20 protein-coding genes are annotated in these 23,846 nt (G+C 38.2%); 11 read left to right on the top strand and 9 right to left on the bottom strand.

What is annotated here, in order from left to right; translation table 11 throughout:
- Positions 1 to 106: 106 nt before the first annotated feature.
- From HQN86_RS02360 to HQN86_RS02350, 3 genes are all read right to left on the bottom strand, one after another.
- Entirely contained in the window at positions 107 to 1,063 is a 957-nt protein-coding gene (locus HQN86_RS02360; RefSeq protein ID WP_172659434.1) for a sugar phosphate isomerase/epimerase family protein, read from the bottom strand.
- 61 nt (positions 1,064 to 1,124) lie between these two features.
- A complete protein-coding gene (locus HQN86_RS02355; RefSeq protein WP_172659433.1) occupies positions 1,125 to 2,156 on the bottom strand; it encodes a fasciclin domain-containing protein in 1,032 nt (343 codons plus the stop codon).
- A 71-nt stretch (positions 2,157 to 2,227) separates the two neighbouring features.
- Positions 2,228 to 3,148 (bottom strand): DUF6263 family protein, encoded by a 921-nt coding sequence (locus tag HQN86_RS02350; RefSeq protein WP_172659432.1) that lies wholly within the window; start codon positions 3,146 to 3,148, stop codon positions 2,228 to 2,230.
- Between the two features lie 155 nt (positions 3,149 to 3,303).
- Between HQN86_RS02350 and HQN86_RS02345 the strand changes: the two genes are divergently transcribed.
- The 5 genes from HQN86_RS02345 (at position 3,304) to HQN86_RS02325 (ending at position 11,117) form a co-directional block, all read left to right on the top strand.
- Positions 3,304 to 3,888, top strand: a complete 585-nt coding sequence (locus HQN86_RS02345; protein WP_172659431.1) for a TetR/AcrR family transcriptional regulator — start codon at positions 3,304 to 3,306, stop codon at positions 3,886 to 3,888.
- A 42-nt stretch (positions 3,889 to 3,930) separates the two neighbouring features.
- On the top strand, positions 3,931 to 5,277 hold the full coding sequence (locus HQN86_RS02340) for a TolC family protein (RefSeq protein WP_172659430.1): 1,347 nt from the start codon (positions 3,931 to 3,933) through the stop codon (positions 5,275 to 5,277).
- Positions 5,278 to 5,298: 21 nt separating this feature from the next.
- Complete coding sequence (locus HQN86_RS02335) at positions 5,299 to 6,465, top strand: efflux RND transporter periplasmic adaptor subunit (RefSeq protein WP_172659429.1); 1,167 nt, start codon at positions 5,299 to 5,301, stop codon at positions 6,463 to 6,465.
- A 19-nt stretch (positions 6,466 to 6,484) separates the two neighbouring features.
- Positions 6,485 to 9,658, top strand: a complete 3,174-nt coding sequence (locus HQN86_RS02330) for an efflux RND transporter permease subunit (protein WP_172659428.1) — start codon at positions 6,485 to 6,487, stop codon at positions 9,656 to 9,658.
- 136 nt (positions 9,659 to 9,794) lie between these two features.
- Positions 9,795 to 11,117, top strand: a complete 1,323-nt coding sequence (locus HQN86_RS02325) for a sulfatase-like hydrolase/transferase (protein ID WP_172659427.1) — start codon at positions 9,795 to 9,797, stop codon at positions 11,115 to 11,117.
- Between the two features lie 96 nt (positions 11,118 to 11,213).
- Here the strand turns inward: HQN86_RS02325 and HQN86_RS02320 are convergent, their stop codons facing one another.
- Positions 11,214 to 12,053: an aminotransferase class IV gene (locus HQN86_RS02320; protein ID WP_172659426.1), complete on the bottom strand. Its 840-nt coding sequence runs from the start codon at positions 12,051 to 12,053 to the stop codon at positions 11,214 to 11,216.
- A complete protein-coding gene (locus tag HQN86_RS02315; RefSeq protein WP_172659425.1) occupies positions 12,054 to 13,085 on the bottom strand; it encodes an RluA family pseudouridine synthase in 1,032 nt (343 codons plus the stop codon). It abuts the gene before it with no gap.
- A 299-nt stretch (positions 13,086 to 13,384) separates the two neighbouring features.
- Between HQN86_RS02315 and HQN86_RS02310 the strand changes: the two genes are divergently transcribed.
- The 3 genes from HQN86_RS02310 to HQN86_RS02300 all read left to right on the top strand — a co-directional run bounded on the left by HQN86_RS02310 (position 13,385) and on the right by HQN86_RS02300 (position 16,143).
- Positions 13,385 to 14,260, top strand: a complete 876-nt coding sequence (locus HQN86_RS02310) for a 1-aminocyclopropane-1-carboxylate deaminase/D-cysteine desulfhydrase (protein WP_172659424.1) — start codon at positions 13,385 to 13,387, stop codon at positions 14,258 to 14,260.
- A 147-nt stretch (positions 14,261 to 14,407) separates the two neighbouring features.
- The gene (gene lat, locus HQN86_RS02305; RefSeq protein WP_172659423.1) at positions 14,408 to 15,739 is read left to right on the top strand and encodes an L-lysine 6-transaminase; all 1,332 of its coding nucleotides are present in this window, start codon (positions 14,408 to 14,410) and stop codon (positions 15,737 to 15,739) included.
- Positions 15,739 to 16,143, top strand: coding sequence for a hypothetical protein (locus HQN86_RS02300; protein WP_172659422.1), 405 nt, complete (start codon positions 15,739 to 15,741; stop codon positions 16,141 to 16,143). The genes lat and HQN86_RS02300 overlap by 1 nt, the downstream gene beginning before the upstream one ends.
- Here HQN86_RS02300 and HQN86_RS02295 read toward each other — a convergent pair whose 3' ends face one another.
- From HQN86_RS02295 to HQN86_RS02280, 4 genes are all read right to left on the bottom strand, one after another.
- A complete protein-coding gene (locus tag HQN86_RS02295) occupies positions 16,144 to 17,505 on the bottom strand; it encodes an acyl-CoA dehydrogenase family protein (RefSeq protein WP_172659421.1) in 1,362 nt (453 codons plus the stop codon).
- A gap of 69 nt (positions 17,506 to 17,574) precedes the next feature.
- Positions 17,575 to 18,291 (bottom strand): bacillithiol biosynthesis deacetylase BshB1, encoded by a 717-nt coding sequence (gene bshB1, locus HQN86_RS02290; protein WP_172659420.1) that lies wholly within the window; start codon positions 18,289 to 18,291, stop codon positions 17,575 to 17,577.
- A gap of 27 nt (positions 18,292 to 18,318) precedes the next feature.
- Entirely contained in the window at positions 18,319 to 18,795 is a 477-nt protein-coding gene (locus tag HQN86_RS02285; RefSeq protein ID WP_048907111.1) for a glutathione peroxidase, read from the bottom strand.
- 5 nt (positions 18,796 to 18,800) lie between these two features.
- Entirely contained in the window at positions 18,801 to 19,418 is a 618-nt protein-coding gene (locus tag HQN86_RS02280; protein ID WP_172659419.1) for a DUF4294 domain-containing protein, read from the bottom strand.
- Between the two features lie 314 nt (positions 19,419 to 19,732).
- On the opposite strand from HQN86_RS02280, the gene HQN86_RS02275 reads away from it, so the two are divergent.
- From HQN86_RS02275 to HQN86_RS02265, 3 genes are all read left to right on the top strand, one after another.
- On the top strand, positions 19,733 to 21,940 hold the full coding sequence (locus tag HQN86_RS02275; RefSeq protein ID WP_172659418.1) for a RelA/SpoT family protein: 2,208 nt from the start codon (positions 19,733 to 19,735) through the stop codon (positions 21,938 to 21,940).
- Between the two features lie 63 nt (positions 21,941 to 22,003).
- Positions 22,004 to 22,495: a Fur family transcriptional regulator gene (locus HQN86_RS02270; RefSeq protein WP_048907113.1), complete on the top strand. Its 492-nt coding sequence runs from the start codon at positions 22,004 to 22,006 to the stop codon at positions 22,493 to 22,495.
- Positions 22,496 to 22,532: 37 nt separating this feature from the next.
- Positions 22,533 to 23,810, top strand: a complete 1,278-nt coding sequence (locus HQN86_RS02265; RefSeq protein ID WP_172659417.1) for an adenylosuccinate synthase — start codon at positions 22,533 to 22,535, stop codon at positions 23,808 to 23,810.
- Positions 23,811 to 23,846 lie beyond the last annotated feature (36 nt).

Here is a 23,846-nt window from a genome sequence, read left to right as displayed (position 1 = left end):
TATTTAATGGCAAAAAAGCATTACTAGCTTATCCAACAATCAAATCTAAGCTTTTATTAATATTGGTATATATCAATTTAAGATAAAATTTTTACAGATAGATGCTCTATACTCCTGCTTTCTTAAGCACCTCTAAAGTTTTTCTTAATCCTGTTTCTGCTACTTTTTGCAAATCCTGCTTATAATATTCGGGATTATAAAGCTCCAGAGAAATGCAGCCTTTGAAACCTGTTGATTTAAGGTCTTTGAAAATCTGTGGCAGAGGCAGAATTCCATCACCGGGAAAAACACGGTCTTTATCTCCCAAGTCGGCAACCGCTGCCGGGGAAGAAGGAACGTCTGAGAATTGGAATATAGCAATAGCATCGCCATTGATGAGTTTCAGCCCTTCAAAACCACCTTCAGATATATACATATGATAAGTATCAGGAATTACCATCGCTTTTGGATGATTAGCATCTAAAGCAATCCCCATTGCCTGGCCCAATGTTTTTACGGGTTGATATTTTACAAACACAAGGGCAGGGTGAATGTTAAATTCCTTTAAGCCAATTTCAATAATATCTTTATATCTATTCGCTATCCATTTCTGATTAAAGTTATCTCCAGCTGTATCAGGAATGGTTTGAATATGCTGAGCGCCTATATCTGCAGCCATGCGCATTCGATTGCGTGTATCTTTCAAAGATTTGTCGAACAATTCTTGTGTGGGAGGTAGTGAGTTCCATAAACCAATCACACTTGGCACAAACAACCCTAAGTCTTTTATTTCTTTTCCAAGGTCCTTCAAATTACCGCCCTTTGCTTCGTACTCTTGCAATTCTCCATCCCATGGTTCAATTGCATCGTAACCGGCTTTAGCAGCTATTTTTACTTTATCTTTTAACGATGCAGGTCTTATAGTAGCAGTATCCAGACAAACAGGCCACGGACTGGCACCTTTTTGATATCGTTTTTCTTTTTTGTCTTTTGATAATCCTGATTCTCCAAGCACATACGTAGTTGGCGCAACAGAAACTGCTCCTGCAATAGCACTAAGATTAATAAATTTTCTGCGGTTCATACAATTAGCTAAAGGTTTTATAATTCGGTTTTCACGAATATAAAAATATTCCGGCTTTTTTTTAAGGCTTCTTATTGTTTAAAAATCCAATGCTAATCTCTGTTTTTCTTGTAAGGGCACTAATAGTTAAAGTACTTTCATATGGTAAACCATAATAATCCTTGCCATCAATTATGCCATCATTGTTAAGGTCTACCCATTTAAAATTCCCTGGAGCTGCATTATTCTGTTTTGCTGCAGTATTTACATCAGTATCTGATTGAAAGATTCCCGAAATAGCGTACCCCATATAAAAGCCATTGTTCGGTTCAACTGCATTTCTAAATGTATTCGTTTTGTTACTATAAAAGGCTTCAATATAGTACCTTCCTGGAGCCAGTCTCTTTAAGCTTGCTTTGCCCGTAGCATTTGTTTTTTCGCTATAAGCTACCTTCCCATTGGCATAATCCCTTTGCGAAGCATAAAGATTCACTGTTGCTCCAGAAATTACCTCTCCTTTAGGTTTCGTAATACTCCATTTAGAACCATCCCATACAGTAACTTCAATGGTTGTTGTATGCAGTTCATCAGTTGTGGTTGTAGGACTCAGCGATGATTTTATTGCATGCACTGCATCATTATCGTTGTATATGATTTGCTTACCACCCACCTGCACTCCATTTACCCATATGGTATCGGCAACACGGGTAATCTTTAATTCCTTTCCACTCAAAGCACTAAAGATTCTTTTGTTGTATAATTCATAATGGTTCAACGACCCTTTTATAATATGATCTCTAACGATAGTTGGAGTAACCGGTACTTCATCATTTAAAAATGCGAACACGGTAATTCCATCTGATACCTCCTCTTTAGTAAGTGAAAGTTTTTTAAGCGCATTGATGAAATTACTTATGCTATCAGCATCAGCGAGTTCAGAGGTAATATTTTTAATTAACTGTTGGGGTTCAAGCGAACCATCGTCCGCAGATACAGGTTTTTCTTTTTTACATGAGAAAATAAAAGCAAATAACAAAAGAGCACCCAACGGCTTACAGATTCCTTTTTTGATTGAACAAAGATGTCCTTTAAAGGAAAAGAAATGATTAAACATAAACGAGAGAATTAAAAGTGTTAATTTATAAGTTGAATAAAGGTAGGTTCTTACAAGAATAAATCAAACAACTACTTATCTGTAAACACCATATCACTGGTCATTTCCATAGGAATCGTCACACCTTCAGGCATCTTATCATTTGCTTTAATCTCCATACTGCCTTTAATATTCTGATTAATCTTTCCTTCAATTATCCAACCTGTATTCTTATCAATCTTAATAACTGAATTCATAGTGCCAGCCAGATTATACTTTATTGGCATTCCATTAGTTTCCGTATAAACATCCTTATTTTTTGTGGCAAACATAGATGCGCCACTAACAACAAATTCTGTTGCTGTAATTTCATCAAGCTTATAAACGCCGTCTAAAGTTGCAGACATTCCAGCTTCCAATTCCGTTTTTACATTCCAGGTATCACCTTTTGCTACTGCACGATCTGGGAATACCGCAGATAGCATTTCCAGATTACCTTTAAAAGCCTTATCGCCATACGACTGCATAATCTTACTCCGCATTTGTTCTTTCTGTTCAGCAGTGAGTTGGGGGAACTTTTCAAACACTCCTGCATATAGTGCCTCCACATTCTTTACCTCTGTTATTTTACCTGCCTTGGTCATTTTAATTTGGAAAGATTTATTTTTCATCATACCGAAAACAGAAGACAAAATATCTTTTTCATCATTCTTTTCAGAATCAAAAGTAGACTCGCCACCTGGATGAACTATTTTCATTGACAAGTTTACATAGCTTACATCCATACTATATATGCCTGCGATATCATCTGTAACAACATATTTCATTTGACCGGTTATGGTCATATCAATATTTATCGCCTGACCATTCATTGTTTGTTTTACGATGGTATTGGCTACAGTTTTCTGGGTATAAGTTTGTCCTTTAGTTAGCTTTAGCTCAATCTTTTGAGTTTGCGACAGACAAGAAAAACATACAAAAACAGAAAGTAAGAAACTGAAAATAATTTTCATAAGGCGTTAGTTTGATTTCAAGAATTAGTTGCAATAACTAATGTAAAATTACAGGAAAAAGTGATATTTCTCTATATCAACAATAAATCATTTATATGTAACATTCTGCTTATATATTTATATATCTGTCAAATATTCATCTTCTTTGCAACCGAATGAACGTTCAATTAAACAATTTCAACAGCAAACGCGAGGCTATTTTAAATAGCACATTACTACTCGTTAAAGAGTACGGGTTTCATGGTGCACCTATGAGTCAGATTGCGAAACATGCTAATGTAGCCGCAGGAACCATATATCATTATTTTGATTCAAAAGAAACACTAATAGTTGAGCTTTATATAAGAACCAAAGATCAACTGGCAGAAGCCATACTTGAAGGCTACGATGAATCAAAATCTTATAAGGATCGTTTCTTCAGATTCATGATCAACCAATACAACTTTTATATAAAAAATGAATCTGCAATGGTCTTTCTTGAACAATATATAAACTCTCCTTTTGCAAAGAATTTCCCCGAAAAAGACAGTGTTTTGTTTAAAGAAAAAGTAATCGCTTTTTTTCAAGCTGGAATAGATGGAGAATATTTTAAAAAAATAGACCCAAGATTGCTCGGACCAACAATAAGAGGCACGTTAGTTGCGGCTGCAAACTTCAGATTATCAGAGCATATGATATACTCTGAAGAGGACATTACGGAGGTGGTGCAGATTGTTTGGGACGGAATTAAAAGACAATAATATATATAATGGCTTTAACTATACTCAATTCCCCTTTTAAATATGAAAATTCATAAATTACTCGTAATGCTTCTTATAGGTTTACCTGCCTTGCTGCCCGAAAAATTAGCAGCACAAACGGTAAACAATGATAAACAGCTCAGCAATGCTACACTTCAGGAAGTGATAGATTATGCACTAAATAACAGACCGGGCGTGAAGCAATCTCAGATCGATGAAGAGATTGGCGAACGCGATATCAAATCTGCACTATCGGGTTGGTTCCCCCAGATTAGTGGTAATGCAAATTATAATAACAACCTAAAGCAACAGGTAAATGCGCTTACTACGAATGGTGAAACCAACTACATTACCTTTGGTACCAAGCATACCTCAGCGCTAACTCTACAGGCCGACCAACAATTCCTAAACGCAGGTCTTATCCAGGCATCAAAAGCATCTAAATATTACAGACAACAGTACAAGCAAAGTACAGAAAATACTAAAATAAATACCGTTGTAGATGTAAGTAAAGCCTATTTTGATATCCTTACAAGCGGAGAGCAGTTAAATATTATAAATGAAAACATAGCCCGTTTAGAAAAACAACTGAAAGATGCTTCTGCTCAGTATGAACAAGGCTTGGTAGATAAAACAGATTTTCAGCGTGCACAAATTAGCTTAAGCAACTCCAAAGCAGATAAAAAGAGAACTGAGGAATTGCTTAAATATAAATACGCTTATCTTAAAGAGATCATTGGATATGGTACTGATAAAGACTTTAGTCTTAACTTAAAGTCCGACAGTATGGAACAGGGCATTCTTATAGACACTAATGCACAACAGGCTTATGAGAACAGGGTTGAGTATCGTTTATTGCAAACCCAAAAGCAATTGCAGCATTTAAATACGAGCTATAATAAATGGAGCTACCTGCCCTCAATTTCTGGGTTTATAAACTATAGTTACAATTATTTAAATAATGACTTTAGCAATCTGTACGATAAATCTTTCCCTAGCTCTGTATTCGGGTTAAAATTAAGTATCCCAATTTTTCAGGGAACCAAAAGAATTCAGGAAATCAGAAAATCTGAATTGCAGGAAAAAAGAATTGACCTTGATCTATTGAACACTAAAAACCAGATCAATACACAATATGAGCAAGCAATGGCTACTTATAAAGCAAATCTGAACGATTGGAAAACAGCAAGGTCAAACGTTGATATCTCCAGACAGGTGTACAATACCATTAAACTTCAATACGATGAGGGGATTAAAACTTATCTGGATCTGATGACCTCAGAAACAGATCTGCGCACTGCACAGCTTAATTATTTAAACTCATTATACAGCCTGCTTTCTTCGAAACTAGACGTACAGCAAGCATTAGGAACAATCATCGCAAATTAACGTAATTTAATAAGAACTCAAATGAATACTACTAACTACATAAAACTAGGCATCGTAATACTTGGAACAGTTACATTAGCCTCTTGCGGTGGCGATAAAAATGCCGGACAACAGCAAGGTCCTCCTCCCGCTACACCCGTAACCACTTACACTGTATCAGATCAGGAAGTAATCACTACAGATTCTTACCCTGGGGTAGTGGTTGCTTTAAACGAAGTGGAACTACGCCCACAGGTTGGCGGTTACATTACCGCCATCTATGTAAAGGATGGTCAGAAAGTATCCAAGGGTCAGAAACTCTATGAAATTGACCGCACAAAATATATTGCAGCAAACAATACGGCTAAGGCAAATCTTGCTGTTGCCAAAGCAAATCGTGATAAAGCAAAAAAAGATGCTGATCGCTATACCCGACTTGCAGAGCAAGATGCAGTAGCAAAGCAACGTGTTGATTATGCACTAACCGATCTGGCAAATGCAGAATCGCAAGTTGCTGCGGCACAGGCACAATTATCTTCTGCTACTAATGACTTACAACGCTCGATCATCGTATCGCCGTTAAACGGAACAATAGGGATCTCTCAGGTTAAATTGGGCGCATTAGCAACACCTGGTACAACTTTATTAAATACGGTTTCGAGCAACAATCCTATAGCGGTAGACATTGCTGTTAACCAGGCCGAGATTCCTCGTTTTTTACGTTTACAAAAAAACACTGCAGCAGTAAAAGATTCTCTTTTCAACATTCAATTGCAGGATGGTAGTATTTATACCGGTCAAGGCCACATAACCGCTATCGATCGTGCGGTTGACCCTCAAACAGGAACCATCAAAGTAAGGATCAGTTATCCAAACGCAGAAGGTAAACTCTTTGCGGGTATGACTGTAAATCTAAGAGCTTTAAATAAAGCATCAGAACATCAACTGGTAATTCCATACAAATCTGTTATAGAGCAACTGGGCGAATTTAATGTTTTTGTTGTAGGTGATAGCAGCAAAGCCGAAGCCCGCATTGTCCAACTGGGAAAACAGTTTGACAAAAATGTAGTGGTAAAAAGCGGTCTAAAACAAGGGGAAGTAGTTGTGGTAGATGGTGTACAAAATGTACGTCCAGGTGCTGTAGTTACAACCGCTCCGGCTGATGCAGCCCCTGGAGCACAACCAGCAGCAGGCGCAGTTAAAAAATAGATTTAAAGAATTCAGAGATATGATATCAGAAGTATTTATAAAGCGACCCATCACAGCGATTGTGATTTCCCTTTTGATTGTTCTGGTTGGTACAATTGTGATTACCACATTACCGATCAGTCAATACCCGAATATAGCACCCCCAACGGTTACTGTAAGTGGCACCTACACCGGTGCAGATGCGCAAACTGTAGAGCAAACTGTAACTACGCCAATAGAAAGCCAGATCAATGGTACTCCGGGCATGAAATACATGTCATCGAATAGTACATCCGACGGCCGTTCGGCTATAACCGTTACTTTTGATGTGGGTACAAACATAGACGTTGCCGCCCTCGATGTTCAAAACAGGGTAGGCATTGCAGAACCGGCTTTGCCCGAAGCGGTAAGACGTTTAGGAGTGACCACTAAAAAAGCAAACAACGATATTTTGATGGTGCTTGGACTTTACTCCCCTAATGGCACTTACGATCAGAAATTCATTTCGAACTATGTAAACTTATACGTAAAAGATGCTTTATTAAGGATTAAAGGTGTTGGAGATGTGCAGGCATTTGGTCAGCCTTTTAGTATGAGGATCTGGCTTGACGCCAATAAACTTGCAAGATTGAACTTAACTCCTGCTGATGTTTCGGCTGCAATTGCAGAGCAAAACTCAAGAATTCCAGGTGGTACGGTAGGTGGCCCTCCTCAAAACAGCAACCAAACTTTCGAATTCTCGGTAATTCTTGATGGTGACCTAAGTACTGAAGAACAGTTTAGAGACATTGTAGTGAAATCGGGCGCCGATGGTTCTGCAGTTTATCTAAGAGATGTAGCCAGAGTAGAGCTTGGAGAGTTTGCTTATTCAACCAATTCAAAGATAAACGGTAAGGTGTCCTCTATGATGGCCATCAACCAAACTCCAGGTGGTAATGCTGTGCAAACAGCTGATGGAATAGATAAAGCCATGCTGGAGCTAAAAAAATCTTTCCCTAAGGATTTGGATTATGTTGTAGCTTATGAAACAGTATCTATTGTAAAGGTTTCCATCAACGAGGTGGTTCACACCCTTGTAGAAGCATTAATACTGGTAACGCTGGTTGTGTTTTTCTTCCTTCAAAGCTGGAGAGCAACACTGATCCCAATTCTGGCGATTCCCGTTTCCATAATAGGTACTTTTATCTTCTTTACCCTTTTTGGATTTTCTATTAACGTACTTACCATGTTTGGTTTCGTACTGGCCATCGGTATTGTGGTGGATGATGCCATTGTGGTGGTAGAAGCGGTGCAGCATTATATGGATCACGACGGACTTTCGGCACCCGATGCAACACGTAGGGCGATGAAAGACATCACTGCACCAGTAATTGCCATAGCATTAATACTTGCAGCTGTATTTATTCCGGTAGGATTTATACCCGGCATGGTTGGTCAGTTGTATCAGCAATTTGCCATCACCATTGCAGTTTCGGTATTGATCTCGGCATTTATCGCGTTATCATTAACACCTGCATTATGTTCATTGCTGCTGACCCCAATGAACCTGAACAAAGATTCAAGGGGATTAAACAAGTTCTTCTTTAAGTTTAACATTTGGTTTGCCAATGTAACCAGCAAATACTCAAACGGTGTAAAATGGGCCTTAAAAAAGGCTCCTTTAATGGTGATAATTCTGATCTGTCTGTATGTTGGAACCATTGGGCTATTTGCTAAGAAGCCATCTGGATTTATTCCCAATGAAGATGCTGGAGTATTTTTGATGGGTGTTACTTTGCCAGAGGGAGCCTCTGCAGTGCGTACTGATGCATTAATCAAAAGAGTTACCGAGACCATACTGAAAAAATACCCGGAGGTAAAAAATGTTACATCAATTGGGGGTATCAACATCCTTAACAGATCATTCAAATCTAATGCTGCCACATTCTTTGTACAGTTAAAAGACTGGGATGACAGGCCGGGTGATGTAGCTACCACGATTGCCAGCATTTCGCAGGAGTTTAAAGGCGACAAAGACGGTAGTGTAATAGTTGTCGCGCCACCTCCCATTCCAGGATTGGGTATTAGTGGTGGTTTCTCGTTGCAGATCCAGGAAAAACAAACCGGCGATATAAAACAATTTGAAGCCAACGTAGGGAAATTTCTTGCAGCTGCCAATCAGAGACCGGAAATTGCGATGGCCTATACCCTATTTAACGCCAGAACTCCAAATTATCAGGTCCATGTTGATCGTGACCAGGCTAAGAAAATGGGTGTTTCAATAGGCACCGTCTATAGCACTATTTCCGCATATCTTGGAAGTAGCTACGTAAACGACTTTACTAAGTATGGACGAAATTTCCGCGTTGTTACCCAAGCCGACACCAATTTCAGAAAAGGTATTGAGAGCCTGAATGGTCTGTATGTTAAAAATTCATCGGGAGTCTCTGTTCCCTTAAGCTCTATAGTAAGCTACAACATAGTAGAGAAAGCTTCCATTATTAACCACTTTAACTTATTCAGATCTATTGAGGTAACCGGAGCTGCTAAACCCGGCTTTAGTTCTGGCGATGCCCTTACGGCAATGGAGGAAGTGGCAGCACAAACCCTACCGGCAAATTATTCCTATAATTTCTCTGGTTTGAGTTTAGAGGAAAAGGAAGCGGGTAACAGTACCACATTAATCTTTGCACTGATTATTGTTTTCGTATTCCTGCTACTCGCCTCACTATATGAAAGCTGGTCTGTTCCATTCTCTATCCTTCTGGCGGTGCCACTTGGTTTGTTTGGAGCTATTCTGGCACTTACATTTTTGCCAAAACTCGACAATAACATATATGCACAGGTTGGTTTGATTACGCTGATAGGTCTTTCTGCAAAAAATGCGATCCTGATTGTCGAATTTGCGAAAGAACGTGTGGATTGGGGTATGGAGTTAATTGCGGCTACAATTGAAGCAGTAAAGCTTCGTTTACGTCCAATTATCATGACATCTCTGGCCTTTATATTAGGAGTTATTCCATTGATTATTTCTCATGGTGCAGGTGCAGTCTCAAGGATGACCATCGGCTGGACAGTTGCTGCCGGTATGCTTTCGGCAACCATCCTTGCCATATTTATTGTTCCTGTGTTATTTGTGCTAATTACCAAGCTAGCTTATGGTAAAAAGAAACTTGCAGAATTGCAGGCTTCTTATAAACCAGAAGAACATAAAGATACTTTACATGCTGATTAAGCTGTAAAGAGCAAGGTTTAAACACGGAAAAAGCTGACCATATGGTTGGCTTTTTCTGTATACAAGTATTTGATAATGGATGTATTTTATTACATTACCTACCTGTTTAATCAGCATCCATATAGTTAGTTTTATTATGCGAAAATCAACACTATTAAAAACCTTGTTTAGTATCGCAAGTTTTACCCTTGCATCATTTCAAAATATATCCGCTCAGCAAAAACCCAATATTGTTTTTGTATTAACAGATGATATGGGCTACGCTGATTTAAGCTGCTATGGTAATCCGGTTATTGAAACTCCTTTTTTAGATCAGATGGCTGCCAAAGGAGTTAAAGCAACCAATTTTGCACTGGCATCTCCAACCTGTTCGCCATCACGTGCGGCCTTTCTTACCGGTCGATACCCTACCAGATACAATATCCCTGCGCCTTTAGGGCCTGGTTCCAATCAGGGTTTACCTGCCTCAGAGCTTACAATGGCCGAAATTTTAAAAACAGGCGGGTATAAAACCAACATGATTGGTAAATGGCATTTGGGCGATAAAAAGGCTAACCTGCCAATGGAACAAGGTTTTGATAATTATTACGGATTGCTATATAGCCACGATTACCGCAGCCCATATGTGCAAACCGATACTACCATCAAACTATACCGGAACTATAAACCCGAAGTTTATCAACCTGCCGATAGCTCGTTGACATCACTATACAACAATGAAGCTATAAAGTACATTAAAAAACAAAAAAAGGGAGAGCCTTTCTTTTTATATCTTGCCTACAACATGCCTCATTTGCCTGTATATTTTGCTGCCCACAAGAAAAACAGCGACTTAACACATGGCGGGGAACTTGGTTACGTTATAAACGAAATGGATAGGGGTTTAAACCAAATCTGGAAAACATTAGAGCAACAGGGCTTAGCCGACAATACTATTTTTATTTTTACGAGCGATAATGGACCCTGGACTAACTATCCTGAAAGGATGGCTGGAGATGGTAAAACCCGACAGAACCATGCCGGGTTTGCCGGAGTATTTCGAGGCAGTAAGGCCACTACTTATGAAGGTGGCACAAGGGTTCCATTCATTTTATACTGGAAAGGGCACACCCAAGCGCAGGTTCAGAAACAACTTTTTAGCAGTGTTGATTTATTACCTACCCTGGCCGAATGGAGTGGCACTAAACTGCCCGATGGTCTTAAAATTGATGGGCAATCAGTAGCTCCATTATTTACTAAAAAAAATGCTTCGTTCCAGCATCAGCCGATTTACTACGTCCATTACGGTGTTCCGGAAGTAGCCCGCGTGGGAGATTGGAAACTTAGAAGAACTAAAGAAAGCGGAATAGAATTATTCAATCTGGCAGAAGACCCTTCAGAACGGGTAAATTCAAATAATGATTATCCGGAGGAATCCAAAAAACTATTAAAAATATTAGACAATTATCCTGACAGGTAGGGTTTTAGCGTGGGTTGAATAAACCTTGCTAGGGCCTTTGGAGGGCCTTTAGCCCCATCAAGGCCCTAGCAAGGCCCTGTCAACTACAGTCTATAATTAAAGTGCATTTAGTTTGTCGCTCAGCAACTTAGTCACTTCGTTAAAATAGCGTTTACGGCCATAGCCCATTACCCAACGAATACCACCTAAAGCATTCGTAATAAAAACTTCTTCAGCTTCTTTCAACACTTCTGGGTTTATTTGTGCTTGTATTACAGGAATTTCGTTGGTTTTGGCAATATTCATTACCACATTTCTCATTACTCCTGCAATACAACCTTCTGTTAAAGCCGGTGTATAAATCTGTTTATCGTAAACCACAAAAATATTAGAACTGATGCTTTCGCATAAAAATCCATTTTGATTCAAGATAAAGGCTTCGTCCAGGTTATATTGTTTTTTATACAACCCAGCCATTACATAAACCAAAGAATTACATGTTTTATAATTTGAGAGCTTGTCAACAGGCTTAGTAAGTTCATCAAATACGTCTACAATTAATCCTTTTTTATTGAGTTCGTATGTGCTTTCGATTAATGCTGATGCCTCCAATACATATCCCGATTTGTTGCTGTTTGGCGTATACAACCCATCGCCTGCCCTGTAAACAGACAATCGGAACCTTACATTATCTTTAAGCTTGTTCTTTTTACAAAGCTCATTTGTTTTTTGTTTCAGAAAATATTCATCGAACAAGGTTGCTCCTTCCATTTTAAGGGCTTTCATCCCTGCCCTTAACCTATCGGCATGTAATTCGGCAAACTTGAGTTTGCCGTTACTCATTCTCATGGATTCAAAAAGACCATCGCCATACCTGAAACTGCGGTTATCAGCAGTAATAATAGGTTGATTTTTTAATATAAATTCGTCGTTATGTAAAATGTACTCTTGCTGCATTTATTGAGGCTCTACAATATAGTTTCTCCATTTATTTAAAGCTGTATCGAAATCGGGTGGCAAAGGTGCTTCAAATTCCATATACTTTTTAGTAGTTGGATGAATAAAACCTAAAGTTTGCGCATGTAAAGCCTGACGCGGTAAAATATTAAAGCTGTTTTGCACAAACTGCTTGTATTTATTAAAGGTAGTGCCTTTTAATATCTTATCCCCTCCATAGTTTGCATCATTAAATAATGGGTGCCCTATATGCTGCATGTGTGCCCTGATTTGATGTGTTCTTCCCGTTTCAAGTTGACAACTAATTAATGTTACATATCCTAAACGTTCCAGAACGGTATAATGTGTTACAGACCACTTACCTTTTTCTTCATCATCATAAACATCCATCACTATTCTATTCTTAGCACTACGGCCAATATAACCCGTTACAGTACCATCCTGCTCTATATCGCCCCAGGCTAAAGCAACGTATTTACGGGTAATGCTATGATCAAAAAACTGCTTGGCAAGTTTGGTCATAGTGATTTCGTTCTTACTAATAAGTAATAAACCTGATGTATCTTTATCAATACGGTGCACCAAACCGGGCCTACCCTCATTACCTGGTAATTGTGGCAATTGCTCAAAATGAAAGGCAAGCGCATTTACCAATGTACCTGTATAGTTATTATATCCGGGGTGAACCACCATTCCGGCTGGTTTATTTACTACTAAAAGATCAGCATCCTCATAAACAATATCTAATGGAATATCTTCCGGATAAACTTCTGTGTCTCTTGGAGGATGTGGAAATACAACAGATATTTCATCTGCCGGCTTAACCTTATAACTTGGTTTTACTGTTTTTTGATTAACAAGAACATTTCCGGCATCTATTGCGTTTTGAATGCGGTTACGGGAAGCATTTTCTACCCTATACATTAAAAACTTATCAATGCGCAATAAAGACTGTCCTTTATCAACAACAATGTTCAAATGTTCATACAGATCCTGCTCCTCTAATTCTACCCCGCTATTGTTGTTTTCCATTAAAATTGTGTTTTATTTCTATTAATTAATCATTAAATGCTCCTGCATTATCCCTCAATTTTAATATTTCGGGGTTTTAGTGATTTCGTTTTGCAAAACTAATCTTTAGCAACAACATATTTAGAAAAGAAATTGGCCTATTATTTGAGAAGTGCATGATCCAGACTAAATAATTTTACTATGAAAAATTTTACTGAGAACATAAAAGTAATTCTTAACTTCTTTCCTTATTTGATTAAAAAAATCTACTTCAAGCATTAATTAACACTGTTTAATAAAAGGCTATTTATATTTGTACAATGTTTACAAATATTTATAGCCCTATACATCAATTAAAGCACACTGCGAGAAACCAGGTCTTGGTTAAAAGAGATGATTTAATTGATCCTTATATTTCTGGGAATAAATGGCGTAAGCTAAAATACATCTTAAAAGATGTACAGAAAAGTAATAAAAATCACATTGTTACCTTTGGTGGAGCTTTTTCTAATCACCTCGTGGCAACGGCAGCTGCTTGTGCGAGGGCTGATCTAAAAAGTACAGCCTTTGTGCGTGGCGAAGTGGTAAGCAATGAAATGCTATTGCTTTGCAAGCTGTTTGGTATGAATTTAATTTTTACCGACAGAGACAGTTACAGAAACAAACGTTTACTATTTGATTCTCATTTTGGAACGGATCCCGATGTCTATTTTGTTGACGAGGGCGGGGCCGGCACGGAAGCGGTTAGGGGCTGTGCAGAGGTTATTGCTGAATTGCCTCAAGAGGTAGATCACCTATTTTGTGCTGCAGGAACAGGAACCACTGCTGCAGGTCTGTTAAAAGGAATTCATCAGCGTAAGTTAAAAACCCAACTTCACGTAGTGCCCGTTTTAAAAGGCGGCGACTTTATTGCGGATGAGATTTATAAACATACCGGGAATATTGAACAACTGGTTATGCATACGGATTATCATTTTGGTGGATATGCCAAAACCCCTCCTGCTTTGATTGAGTATATTAAAAATTTTGTAGCTGATGAGGGGATGCTTATTGACCCGGTATATACCTCAAAAATGTTCTTCGCTATTGATGACCTCATCAGTAATAGATACTTTAAAAAAGAAGAGAAAATAATTGCCATCCATACCGGTGGTATACTGGGAATCTGGGGTATGAAAGACAAGTTTATTTATTAACACTTGTTAGACCGAAATAGATTCTATTTCAAAAACATACTTTAAACTGTTTAAACCTAGTTTTTAGTTCTAAGGGTTCAAATAGTGCCCGCATTTGTTAATTTGGGGGTTTTTATTACATTTGATACATATCAAAACATAGAAATTATGTATCAACTAACTGTAGCTCCAGACCAGGTAAATGAAACTTTAAGCAAACACATTTTAGCAGATGGTTTTGACCTTACCTACGATATGGAAAAAAGCCAGGGGGCTTATATTTATGATTCGAAGTATAATCGTTCTCTGCTCGATTTTTTTACTTGTTTTGCGTCTGTTCCTCTAGGCTACAACCATCCCAAAATGGTAAACGATGAGGCTTTCAAAAAAAACCTTCTGCAGGCGGCACTAGCCAATCCTTCTAATTCTGATGTATACACGCAACAATACGCTCAGTTTGTAGATACCTTTGCAAAAATTGGTATCCCTTCCTATTTACCTCATGCTTTTTTTATTGCAGGAGGCGGACTCGCGGTTGAAAATGCCCTTAAGGTAGCTATGGACTGGAAGGTTCAAAAGAATTTTGCTAAAGGATATAAAGAAGAAAGGGGTTTTAAAGTACTTCATTTCGAAAAAGCTTTTCATGGCAGAACCGGTTATACTTTAAGTTTAACCAATACGCTTCCTGATAAAACCAAATGGTTTGCTAAGTTCGATTGGCCAAGAGTATCTGTTCCGGTAGTAAAATTCCCATTGGAGGGCAATAACTTAAGTACGGCTGTTGAAACAGAAGAAACATCAATTGCTCAGATAAAACAAGCTTTTGCCGATAATAAAGACGACATCTGTGCAATTATTGTTGAGCCAATTCAATCTGAAGGTGGAGATAACCATTTACGCGAAGAATTTTTAATACAGTTAAAAGCATTGGCAGATGAAAATGATGCATTCCTGATCTACGACGAGGTGCAGACCGGAGTTGGCCTTACAGGTAAATTTTGGTGCCATCAGCATTATAGCGAAAAAGCCCGTCCGGATATTATTGCATTTGGTAAAAAGATGCAGGTATGTGGAATTCTGGTAGGAAACAAAGTTGATCAGATAGATAGTAATGTATTTAAAGTACCTTCCAGAATTAACTCAACCTGGGGTGGCAATTTAGTAGATATGGTTCGCTCCTCGCAGATCCTTCAAATTATTGCTGAAGATAACTTATGTGATAACGCTGCAGTTGTTGGCCAATATTTAAAAGAAGGCCTGCAAACACTAGCCGGAAAGCATGATAAAGTAACCAATGTGCGAGGTAAGGGTTTACTTTGTGCTTTCGACTTTCCAAACAAAAACATGCGCGATGAGTTTATCAAAAAAGGAATGCAGCATAATGTAATGTTTTTAGGCTGCGGAAATCAGACCATCAGATTCAGACCTGCGTTATGTATGGAGAAAAAACATATTGACGAAGGTTTAGCTATCATGGAAACCATTCTACCAGCGTTATAATGCAGAGAAAATATTTCAACATCCTGCTGGGCGTTATTGTTTTGGTTTTAGTGGGTTGGATGTTAAAAGGTACGTTTACCCAACCTGGAACAGATGGATTAAAAGGCGAATTCAAGGAAATTGCACACTATAGGAACGACAACAATACAGGCCCTATACAGTATGTATTTGCTGTTACCGTAAAAGACTCGGTTTGGAATGAAATGATAACCTATGGCAACTTTAAACCTCATCATAAAGGAGGAAATACTAAAGTCTATTATTTTTTGGAGGGCACACCAGTGCCAGACAAATTATATGCAGGTAAAGTAAATTTCGACACCAGTTTTAATAAATATTGTATTGCCCTTTATGAAAAAACTGCCATGGGCAATACAAGTATCGAAAAGGCTCCTTTTAAGTGATTACACAAAAGCTGAAAAACCGGTTATAGCACGCCCCACAATAAGGGTATTGATCTCCTTGGTTCCTTCGTAAGAATAAATAGCTTCTGCATCAGCTACAAAGCGGGCTACATCGTATTCCAGTAAAATACCGTTACCTCCCATAACTTCACGTGCTCTGCTTACCACATCGCGTGTGCGCATTGAACAGAAAACTTTGGCTAATGATGCATGCTCATCTGTAAGGAGGTTCTGATCCTGTAATTGAGACAACCGGAAACAGAGTGTCTGCATTGCCGTAAGATTGGAGAGCATTTCTACAAGGTGGTTTTGTATCAATTGGTAGGATGCAATAGGTTTACCAAATTGTTTTCTTGTTCTGGTGTATGCAAGCGCACTTTCATAAGCACCTCTGGCACACCCTACGGCTTGCCATGCCACTCCTGCCCTGGTCATCTTTAACACCTTTGCGGTGTCTTTAAATGAATTGGCATTTTGTAAACGATCTTCTTCGTCAACCTCACAATTGGTAAGTGTTATAAGCCCGTTTTGTACAATCCTTAACGCCATCTTGTCCTGCATTTTCTCAACAGCAAATCCTTTTGTACCTTTTCTAACCAAGAAACCTTTTACCTCATTATCGTCTACATCTCTTGCCCATATTATGGTAACATCTGAAAAGGTAGAATTTCCTATCCATTTTTTTTGTCCATTCAATATCCACTTGCTGCCTTGTCGCTTAGCTGTTGTGGTTAACCCGCCTGCAACGCCAGAACCCACTTCCGGCTCAGTTAATCCAAATGCTCCAATTATTTTCATCTGTTGCATATCTGGTAACCATTGCCGCTTTTGCGCGTCGGATCCTAAAAGATATATCGATCCCATGGCCAACCCGCTCTGTACACCAAAAAAGGTAGACATAGAGGTATCTACTCTGGCCATTTCCATTGCCAGCATACCTTCCATAAGGTTTGATTTGTTGGGACATCCGTAGCCTTGATAAGTCAAACCACAAATATTTAGTTCTGCAATTTTAGGAATAAGCTCAAAAGGAAATTCGGCTTTAAGCCAGTATTTATTAACTACCGGCTTTACTTCTTTTTCCAGAAATGCTCTTACTTTTAACTGCAGAGCTCTATCTTCATCTTTTAAAGCTTCATCACCCAGATGGTAAAAATCGCCTTCAATAGGAGGTAGTTCTCTTTTTTTATGAGGTGTTCCTATCACCTTCATGAGCCCCTGCAATTGGGTTTCATCAAGGTTAGACACGGATTCTACAATTTTAGGTAAGTCTACCTTTTTAGAAAGCTCTTCAAGTTTTTTAAAATCTACACTTTTAAAAAGGGTATACGCGTTCTTTAGAGAAGAAAATATATTGGCCATATTAAACTGTTTATATATAAAACAGAAATTAAGTGTTTTTGTTGGAATATGGCCAATAATATATGTTGATTAGATAAGATCGAAAAGACTGTTTACGCCTAAAAGTTTACGACAGGTAAAGCCTTCGGCGTAGGTTGTGCCAATAGACTTACCAAACTCACGCGCCCGCCCAATTACACTTTCAAAAAAATCCGGAGAAGAAATATAGGTATCTGGTCCGTCCAGTTCAGGGTTGAAGAATTGAGTTTTAAATGCCTTTATTGAGGCTAACTTGGTTTCAATATATGGGGTAATATCGATAATGATATCTGGTTTAATATAACGATCCTGAATGTATTGGAATTGCAATCGTGGTCGCCATGCTTGTTGTTGCACTCCGTTAAGCTCGGTAGCTATCTTTGGCAATCCCGACAGAAAGCACGCATCATTAGCAAGATCTCCGGCCCTGCCATGATCGGGGTGTCTATCGTGCAATGCATTGGTTAAGATAATCTCTGGCTGATACTTGCGGATCATTTTAACAACTTCGAGTTGATGTTCTTCATCATTCTTAAAGAAACCATCTTTAAATCTTAGGTTTTCACGCGCCTGGATACCAAGTATTTTAGCCGAATCAGCGGCTTCTTCATCTCGTGTTTCTGCTGTACCTCGTGTGCCGAGCTCTCCTCTGGTAAAATCGACTATTCCTACTTTTTTACCTAGGGCAATGTGTTTGGCTATAGTTCCTGAACATCCCAATTCTGCGTCGTCTGGATGAACGGCAAGCACCAATATATCTAACTTCATGATGTGTATAGTTTATAAAAGATTGCTTTAAAGCAATTTCTGTATTTTCTTTTTTACTTTGGATGAAAGTGGTGTGGTAAATGGGAAAAAATAATCTACTACCTCACCATCTCTATTGATTAAATACTTGTGGAAGTTCCATCTCGGGGTTGATTTTTGGGTCAGAAATTTGAAAAGTGGATGCGCATGGCTTCCACGAACCATTATTTTATCGAACACAGGGAACTTAACGCCATAGTTAACCTCGCAAAAGGTATCTATTTCTTTTCCATCCAGAGGTTCCTGCCTGCCAAAATCGTTCGACGGAAAACCCAGTACTTCGAAACCCTGGGCATTATATTCATCTCTTAAATCTTGTAATTCTTTTAGCTGAGGCGCAAAACCGCATGCAGATGCAATATTTACAACCAGAAGTACTTTATCTTTATAATCAGAAAGGTTTTTGTCGGAACCATTAATCAGTTTTGCTTTAAATTGATGTATACTTTTGGATTTATCAGCCATAGGTTCTATTGATAAAACCCTGAAGAAATAATGATGGATTCGATATCTCTCTCTTCTTGCGGGTTATACGTACTTTTCAAATTATGCCCTACTACCCTCGCAACAGATTGGTAAAGGAACGCGGTAAAACCTCCCTTAGTTTCTTTCACAATATCGTAGGTTGTTCTGCCCAGTTCACGATCGATCAGTTTGGTAAGTATTTGACCCTGGGTTATGGTAAGTTCTTTTATTTCTCTGTTAAACATGTCTTTAATTTCTTTGTCACATTGTTTAACAAGCTTTTTCTGTTCCCTTTTTTCTTGTGTTAGTGCCAAATCCTTTTCCAGTTGCTCATATCGTTGTTTTGCATAAAGAGCATAAGGCATAACCTTCATCACATTATACCTCAATCTGCTATAGGCAGCACGCTCGGCCGGGGATTTGAATATTCTGACACCATATATAACAACCTCATGTAAAGGTATCCATGGTATCATCTCCCCATTATCATTAGTTCCGGCAACACGAATCGTATCATTTTTTCCAAGTACAGGCATTTTTATGGTAACGCCATTAACCTGCGCCCTAACCTGGGCACCGCTAATAATGACAATTAACAGAATAAATAACCTATAAAATTTCATAAATTTATACCCCTATAAAGGTAAAGCTAATTTATATTTTAGTTTTCATTTTCAACTCTAATATAATCTTTTAACGATAAAGAGCCATATTTTTTACGTAAATAATACAATACAAGTCAAATAATGACAAACTTAAATTTGGAAGAATTATTGCTCATATTAGTTACATCTTTATAAAAAACTTATATTGATAAAAGGGAGCGTAATCAACCGGGCAAACCAGCTCAACCGTTAATTACAAAAAACTAGTAGTAAAGCAATAACATGGAGGCTGTAGCTGGCAGAATTCATAACAACCAAAAAAGGAAACACGAATGAAAAACGCTTTAGTGATTGATTTAGAAGCAGAGAAGCAAGAGATCCTAAAAAGATACAGGGCACTTTTACGCGCCTGTAAGCCGACACTTCAAAGGGGGGATAAAAAGGAAATCAGAAAAGCATTTGACATGGCTTTGGAAAGCCACAAAAACATGCGTAGAAAATCTGGAGAGCCATATATTTACCACCCTATTGCCGTGGCTCAGATTGCAGCAGAAGAAATTGGACTTGGAACCACCTCCATAGTATGCGCATTGCTACATGATGTGGTAGAAGATACAGACATTACGCTTGAAGATATAGAACGTGAGTTTGGAAAGAAAACAGCAAAAATTATTGATGGGCTAACCAAAATATCGGGCGTATTTGATTACAATAGTTCTTTGCAGGCAGAGAATTTCAGAAAAATGTTGCTTACCCTGGCCGATGATGTAAGGGTAATTTTAATTAAGCTGGCCGACAGACTGCACAACATGCGGACTATGGATTTTATGCCAAGGCAAAAACAATTAAAGATTGCTTCTGAAACCATTTACCTCTATGCCCCCCTTGCGCACAGGCTGGGTTTATATGCCATTAAGTCTGAACTGGAAGATCTTTCAATGAAATATCTTGAGCCAGATACTTATAAATACATAGCAACTCAGTTAAATGAGAAAAAAGCTGAACGAACTTTATTTATTAAAAGGTTTGTTGAGCCTATAAATGAAATACTGGCAGAACAAGGTTTAACAGCTGATATTTACGGCAGACCGAAGTCTATCCATTCGATATGGAATAAAATGAAAAGTAAAAACATTCCTTTCGAAGAGGTGTATGATCTTTTTGCCATCAGAATTATATTAGACAGTGCACCTGAACATGAAAAAGCGGATTGCTGGAAAGCATACTCTATTGTAACGGATCTTTATCGCCCTAATCCGGATAGGTTGCGCGACTGGGTTTCTTCTCCAAAAGGAAATGGCTACGAATCGTTGCACACTACTGTTATGGGGCCTAAAGGTCAGTGGGTAGAAGTACAGATCCGTACACAGCGAATGAATGAAATTGCCGAAAAAGGATTTGCTGCACACTGGAAATACAAGGAATCCTCTAACGACAATGGTCTGGACCAATGGATCATGAAGGTAAGAGAGATGCTAAATAACCCTGAAGCTAATGCTTTAGATTTTCTCGACGACTTTAAGATGAATTTATTCTCTGATGAGATCTTCATTTTTACTCCAAAAGGTGCGTTACTACAATTACCGCTAGGTGCAACAGCGCTTGATTTTGCCTTTGAGATACATACTGACGTAGGTGCAAAATGTATTGGAGCTAAGGTAAATCATAAGCTTGTACCGCTTTCATATAAGCTGCAAAATGGCGATCAGGTAGAAATTATCACTTCTAGCAAGCAAACACCAAAAGAGGACTGGCTTAACATTGTTGTAACAGCAAAAGCTAAATCTAAAATCAAGTCGTCTTTAAAAGAGGAAAAAAGAAAGATAGCAGATCTGGGGAAAGAAACTTTGGAGCGAAAGCTTAAATCTTTAAAAATCACTTACAATACAGATAATTTAAACAAGCTTACTTATTTCTTTAAGCTACCATCAACCCAGGAGCTTTTTATAGCCGTTGCAAATGGCAAAATTGAAGTAAAAGACCTAAAAGATTACCTTGCAAGCGAGAAGGAGATTGAAAATAGAGGCGCTGATAGAAATGATCACCAGAAGATTGAAACCCTGCTCAACAAGGTAAAAGGTCCTGAATCTGATACCTTATTGATTGGAGAAGACCTGCAAAAAATAGATTATACTTTGGCTGCATGTTGTAATCCAATACCGGGAGATGATGTATTTGGATTTGTAACCGTAAATGAAGGAATTAAAATCCATCGTACAAATTGCCCTAATGCAGCGCAATTAATGGCTAACTATGGGTATAGGGTTGTTAAAGCAAAATGGAACAAACAACAAGAGCTTACATTTTTAACGGGCTTACACATTATTGGAATAGATGATGTGGGATTAATTAACAATATTACAAAAGTTATCTCTAATGATTTTAAGGTAAACATGCGTTCTATCACTGTAGATACCGATAATGGTATTTTTGATGGTTCAATAATGATCTTTGTAAATGATAAGGAGCACTTAGACAACCTGATCGAAAATCTGCTTCGGGTGAAAGGTGTAACGGGAGTTACTCGCTTTGACGCCTAAAATTGCTAAAAAATCATAGAGTTTTATATAAAAAATGGTACCTTTGAAAGGAGTTTAAAAACTATGTCTACAAACCACAACAGCGAGTTGGTAAGAAAGATTTTCGAAGCCTATCTCGAAAATAAAAGCCTGAGAAAAACACCGGAGCGTTTTGCCATCTTAGAAGAAATCTATTCAAGAGATGATCATTTCGATGTAGAGACCCTCTATATCCATATGAAAAACCAAAAATACCGTGTTAGCAGGGCTACAGTATACAATACTTTAGAGTTATTGGTTTCATGTGATTTGGTTACCAAACATCAGTTTGGCAAAAACATGGCTCAGTTTGAAAAATCATACGGTTATCATCAACATGATCACATCATCTGTATTGATTGCGGTAAAGTTGTAGAATTCTGCGACCCGCGTATTCATCAGATCCAGAGTATGGTTGGCGAACTGTTAAAGTTCGAGATCAAGCATCACTCTTTAAATCTTTACGGCGTTTGTTTTGATTGCTCTGCTAAAGCATCAATGGAAAATCAGAATGCCGCTATTAAACATGCAAGTTAAAATTCAATTATTATATTTCCATTTTTAAATTTAAATAATGACGCAAGTAGACGTGCTTCTTGGCCTGCAATGGGGCGACGAAGGCAAGGGTAAAATTGTTGATGTATTAAGTCCACAATATGATTTGATAGCTCGTTTCCAAGGCGGTCCGAACGCCGGACATACTTTAGAGTTTGATGGTAAAAAATTCGTTTTGAATACCATACCATCAGGTATCTTTAACGAAAAAACAATGAATCTAATTGGAAATGGTGTGGTTATAGACCCAATCATTTTAAAAAGAGAATTAGATAACCTACAGAAAGCCGGTCATGATCCGGTTGCAAAAGGTAAACTTGTTATTGCACGTAAGGCACATTTAATTTTACCTACTCACCAATTGCTGGATGCAGCAAATGAGCAAAAAATGGGTAAAGATAAAATCGGTTCCACTTTAAAAGGAATTGGCCCAACTTATATGGACAAAACAGGCCGTAACGGACTGAGAGTTGGTGATACTACTCTTCCTGATTTTAAAGAGCGTTATAACAAATTGGTTGAAAAACATAAAGAGATACTTTCTCATTATGATTTTGAATATGACCTTACTGAAAAAGAGGCTGCTTTCTTTGAGGCAATTGACTTCATTAAAAATATTCCTCATGTTGACAGTGAGCACTTTGTTAACGGATATTTAAAAGAAGGAAAAACTGTTCTTGCTGAAGGTGCACAAGGAACCTTATTAGACGTTGACTTTGGATCTTATCCTTTTGTAACTTCTTCTAACACTACCACTGCAGGCGCTTGTACTGGTTTAGGTATTGCTCCTAATAAAGTTGGAAGTGTTTATGGTATTTTCAAAGCTTATTGCACAAGAGTTGGTGGTGGTCCGTTCCCTACTGAACTGGATGATGAGGTTGGAGAGACTTTACGTCAGGTTGGCCATGAATTTGGTGCAACAACTGGTCGTGCCCGTCGTTGTGGATGGATAGATCTTCCGGCACTTAAATATGCAATTATGCTTAATGGTGTTACTGAATTAATTATGATGAAGGCTGACGTATTAGATGGTTTTGATACCATTTATGCCTGCACACATTATGAGCATAATGGCGAAACTATTGATTACATGCCGTATGACATTATCACAGTAAAACCTACACCGGTTTTAAAAGCTATTGATGGCTGGAAAACTGATGTTACTAAAGTAAGTAAGATTGAAGAGATACCAGCTAAACTTAGCGAATACATCGCTTTCTTAGAAAAAGAACTTGAAGTTCCTGTTAAATATCTTTCTGTAGGACCCGATAGAGTACAAACACTTATTTTGAATTAATTTCTCTGAAATAAAATTGAAAAAGGCGGCTATTTG

It is taken from the genome of Pedobacter panaciterrae (genome assembly GCF_013204795.1).
GTDB lineage: Bacteria > Bacteroidota > Bacteroidia > Sphingobacteriales > Sphingobacteriaceae > Pedobacter > Pedobacter panaciterrae.
The sequence above is the reverse complement of the archived record's forward strand: the minus strand, read 5'-3'. Positions and strand labels throughout refer to the sequence as shown.

Coding starts and splice junctions, on each gene's coding strand:
- HQN86_RS02315 (WP_172659425.1), bottom strand. CDS start 13,085: ATGGAAAACAACAATAGCGGGGTAGAATTAGAGGAGCAGGATCTGTAT.
- HQN86_RS02360 (WP_172659434.1), bottom strand. CDS start 1,063: ATGAACCGCAGAAAATTTATTAATCTTAGTGCTATTGCAGGAGCAGTT.
- HQN86_RS02300 (WP_172659422.1), top strand. CDS start 15,739: ATGCAGAGAAAATATTTCAACATCCTGCTGGGCGTTATTGTTTTGGTT.
- bshB1 (WP_172659420.1), bottom strand. CDS start 18,291: ATGAAGTTAGATATATTGGTGCTTGCCGTTCATCCAGACGACGCAGAA.
- HQN86_RS02275 (WP_172659418.1), top strand. CDS start 19,733: ATGAAAAACGCTTTAGTGATTGATTTAGAAGCAGAGAAGCAAGAGATC.
- HQN86_RS02270 (WP_048907113.1), top strand. CDS start 22,004: ATGTCTACAAACCACAACAGCGAGTTGGTAAGAAAGATTTTCGAAGCC.
- lat (WP_172659423.1), top strand. CDS start 14,408: ATGTATCAACTAACTGTAGCTCCAGACCAGGTAAATGAAACTTTAAGC.
- HQN86_RS02310 (WP_172659424.1), top strand. CDS start 13,385: ATGTTTACAAATATTTATAGCCCTATACATCAATTAAAGCACACTGCG.
- HQN86_RS02345 (WP_172659431.1), top strand. CDS start 3,304: ATGAACGTTCAATTAAACAATTTCAACAGCAAACGCGAGGCTATTTTA.
- HQN86_RS02340 (WP_172659430.1), top strand. CDS start 3,931: ATGAAAATTCATAAATTACTCGTAATGCTTCTTATAGGTTTACCTGCC.
- HQN86_RS02335 (WP_172659429.1), top strand. CDS start 5,299: ATGAATACTACTAACTACATAAAACTAGGCATCGTAATACTTGGAACA.
- HQN86_RS02355 (WP_172659433.1), bottom strand. CDS start 2,156: ATGTTTAATCATTTCTTTTCCTTTAAAGGACATCTTTGTTCAATCAAA.
- HQN86_RS02325 (WP_172659427.1), top strand. CDS start 9,795: ATGCGAAAATCAACACTATTAAAAACCTTGTTTAGTATCGCAAGTTTT.
- HQN86_RS02280 (WP_172659419.1), bottom strand. CDS start 19,418: ATGAAATTTTATAGGTTATTTATTCTGTTAATTGTCATTATTAGCGGT.
- HQN86_RS02265 (WP_172659417.1), top strand. CDS start 22,533: ATGACGCAAGTAGACGTGCTTCTTGGCCTGCAATGGGGCGACGAAGGC.
- HQN86_RS02320 (WP_172659426.1), bottom strand. CDS start 12,053: ATGCAGCAAGAGTACATTTTACATAACGACGAATTTATATTAAAAAAT.
- HQN86_RS02330 (WP_172659428.1), top strand. CDS start 6,485: ATGATATCAGAAGTATTTATAAAGCGACCCATCACAGCGATTGTGATT.
- HQN86_RS02285 (WP_048907111.1), bottom strand. CDS start 18,795: ATGGCTGATAAATCCAAAAGTATACATCAATTTAAAGCAAAACTGATT.
- HQN86_RS02350 (WP_172659432.1), bottom strand. CDS start 3,148: ATGAAAATTATTTTCAGTTTCTTACTTTCTGTTTTTGTATGTTTTTCT.
- HQN86_RS02295 (WP_172659421.1), bottom strand. CDS start 17,505: ATGGCCAATATATTTTCTTCTCTAAAGAACGCGTATACCCTTTTTAAA.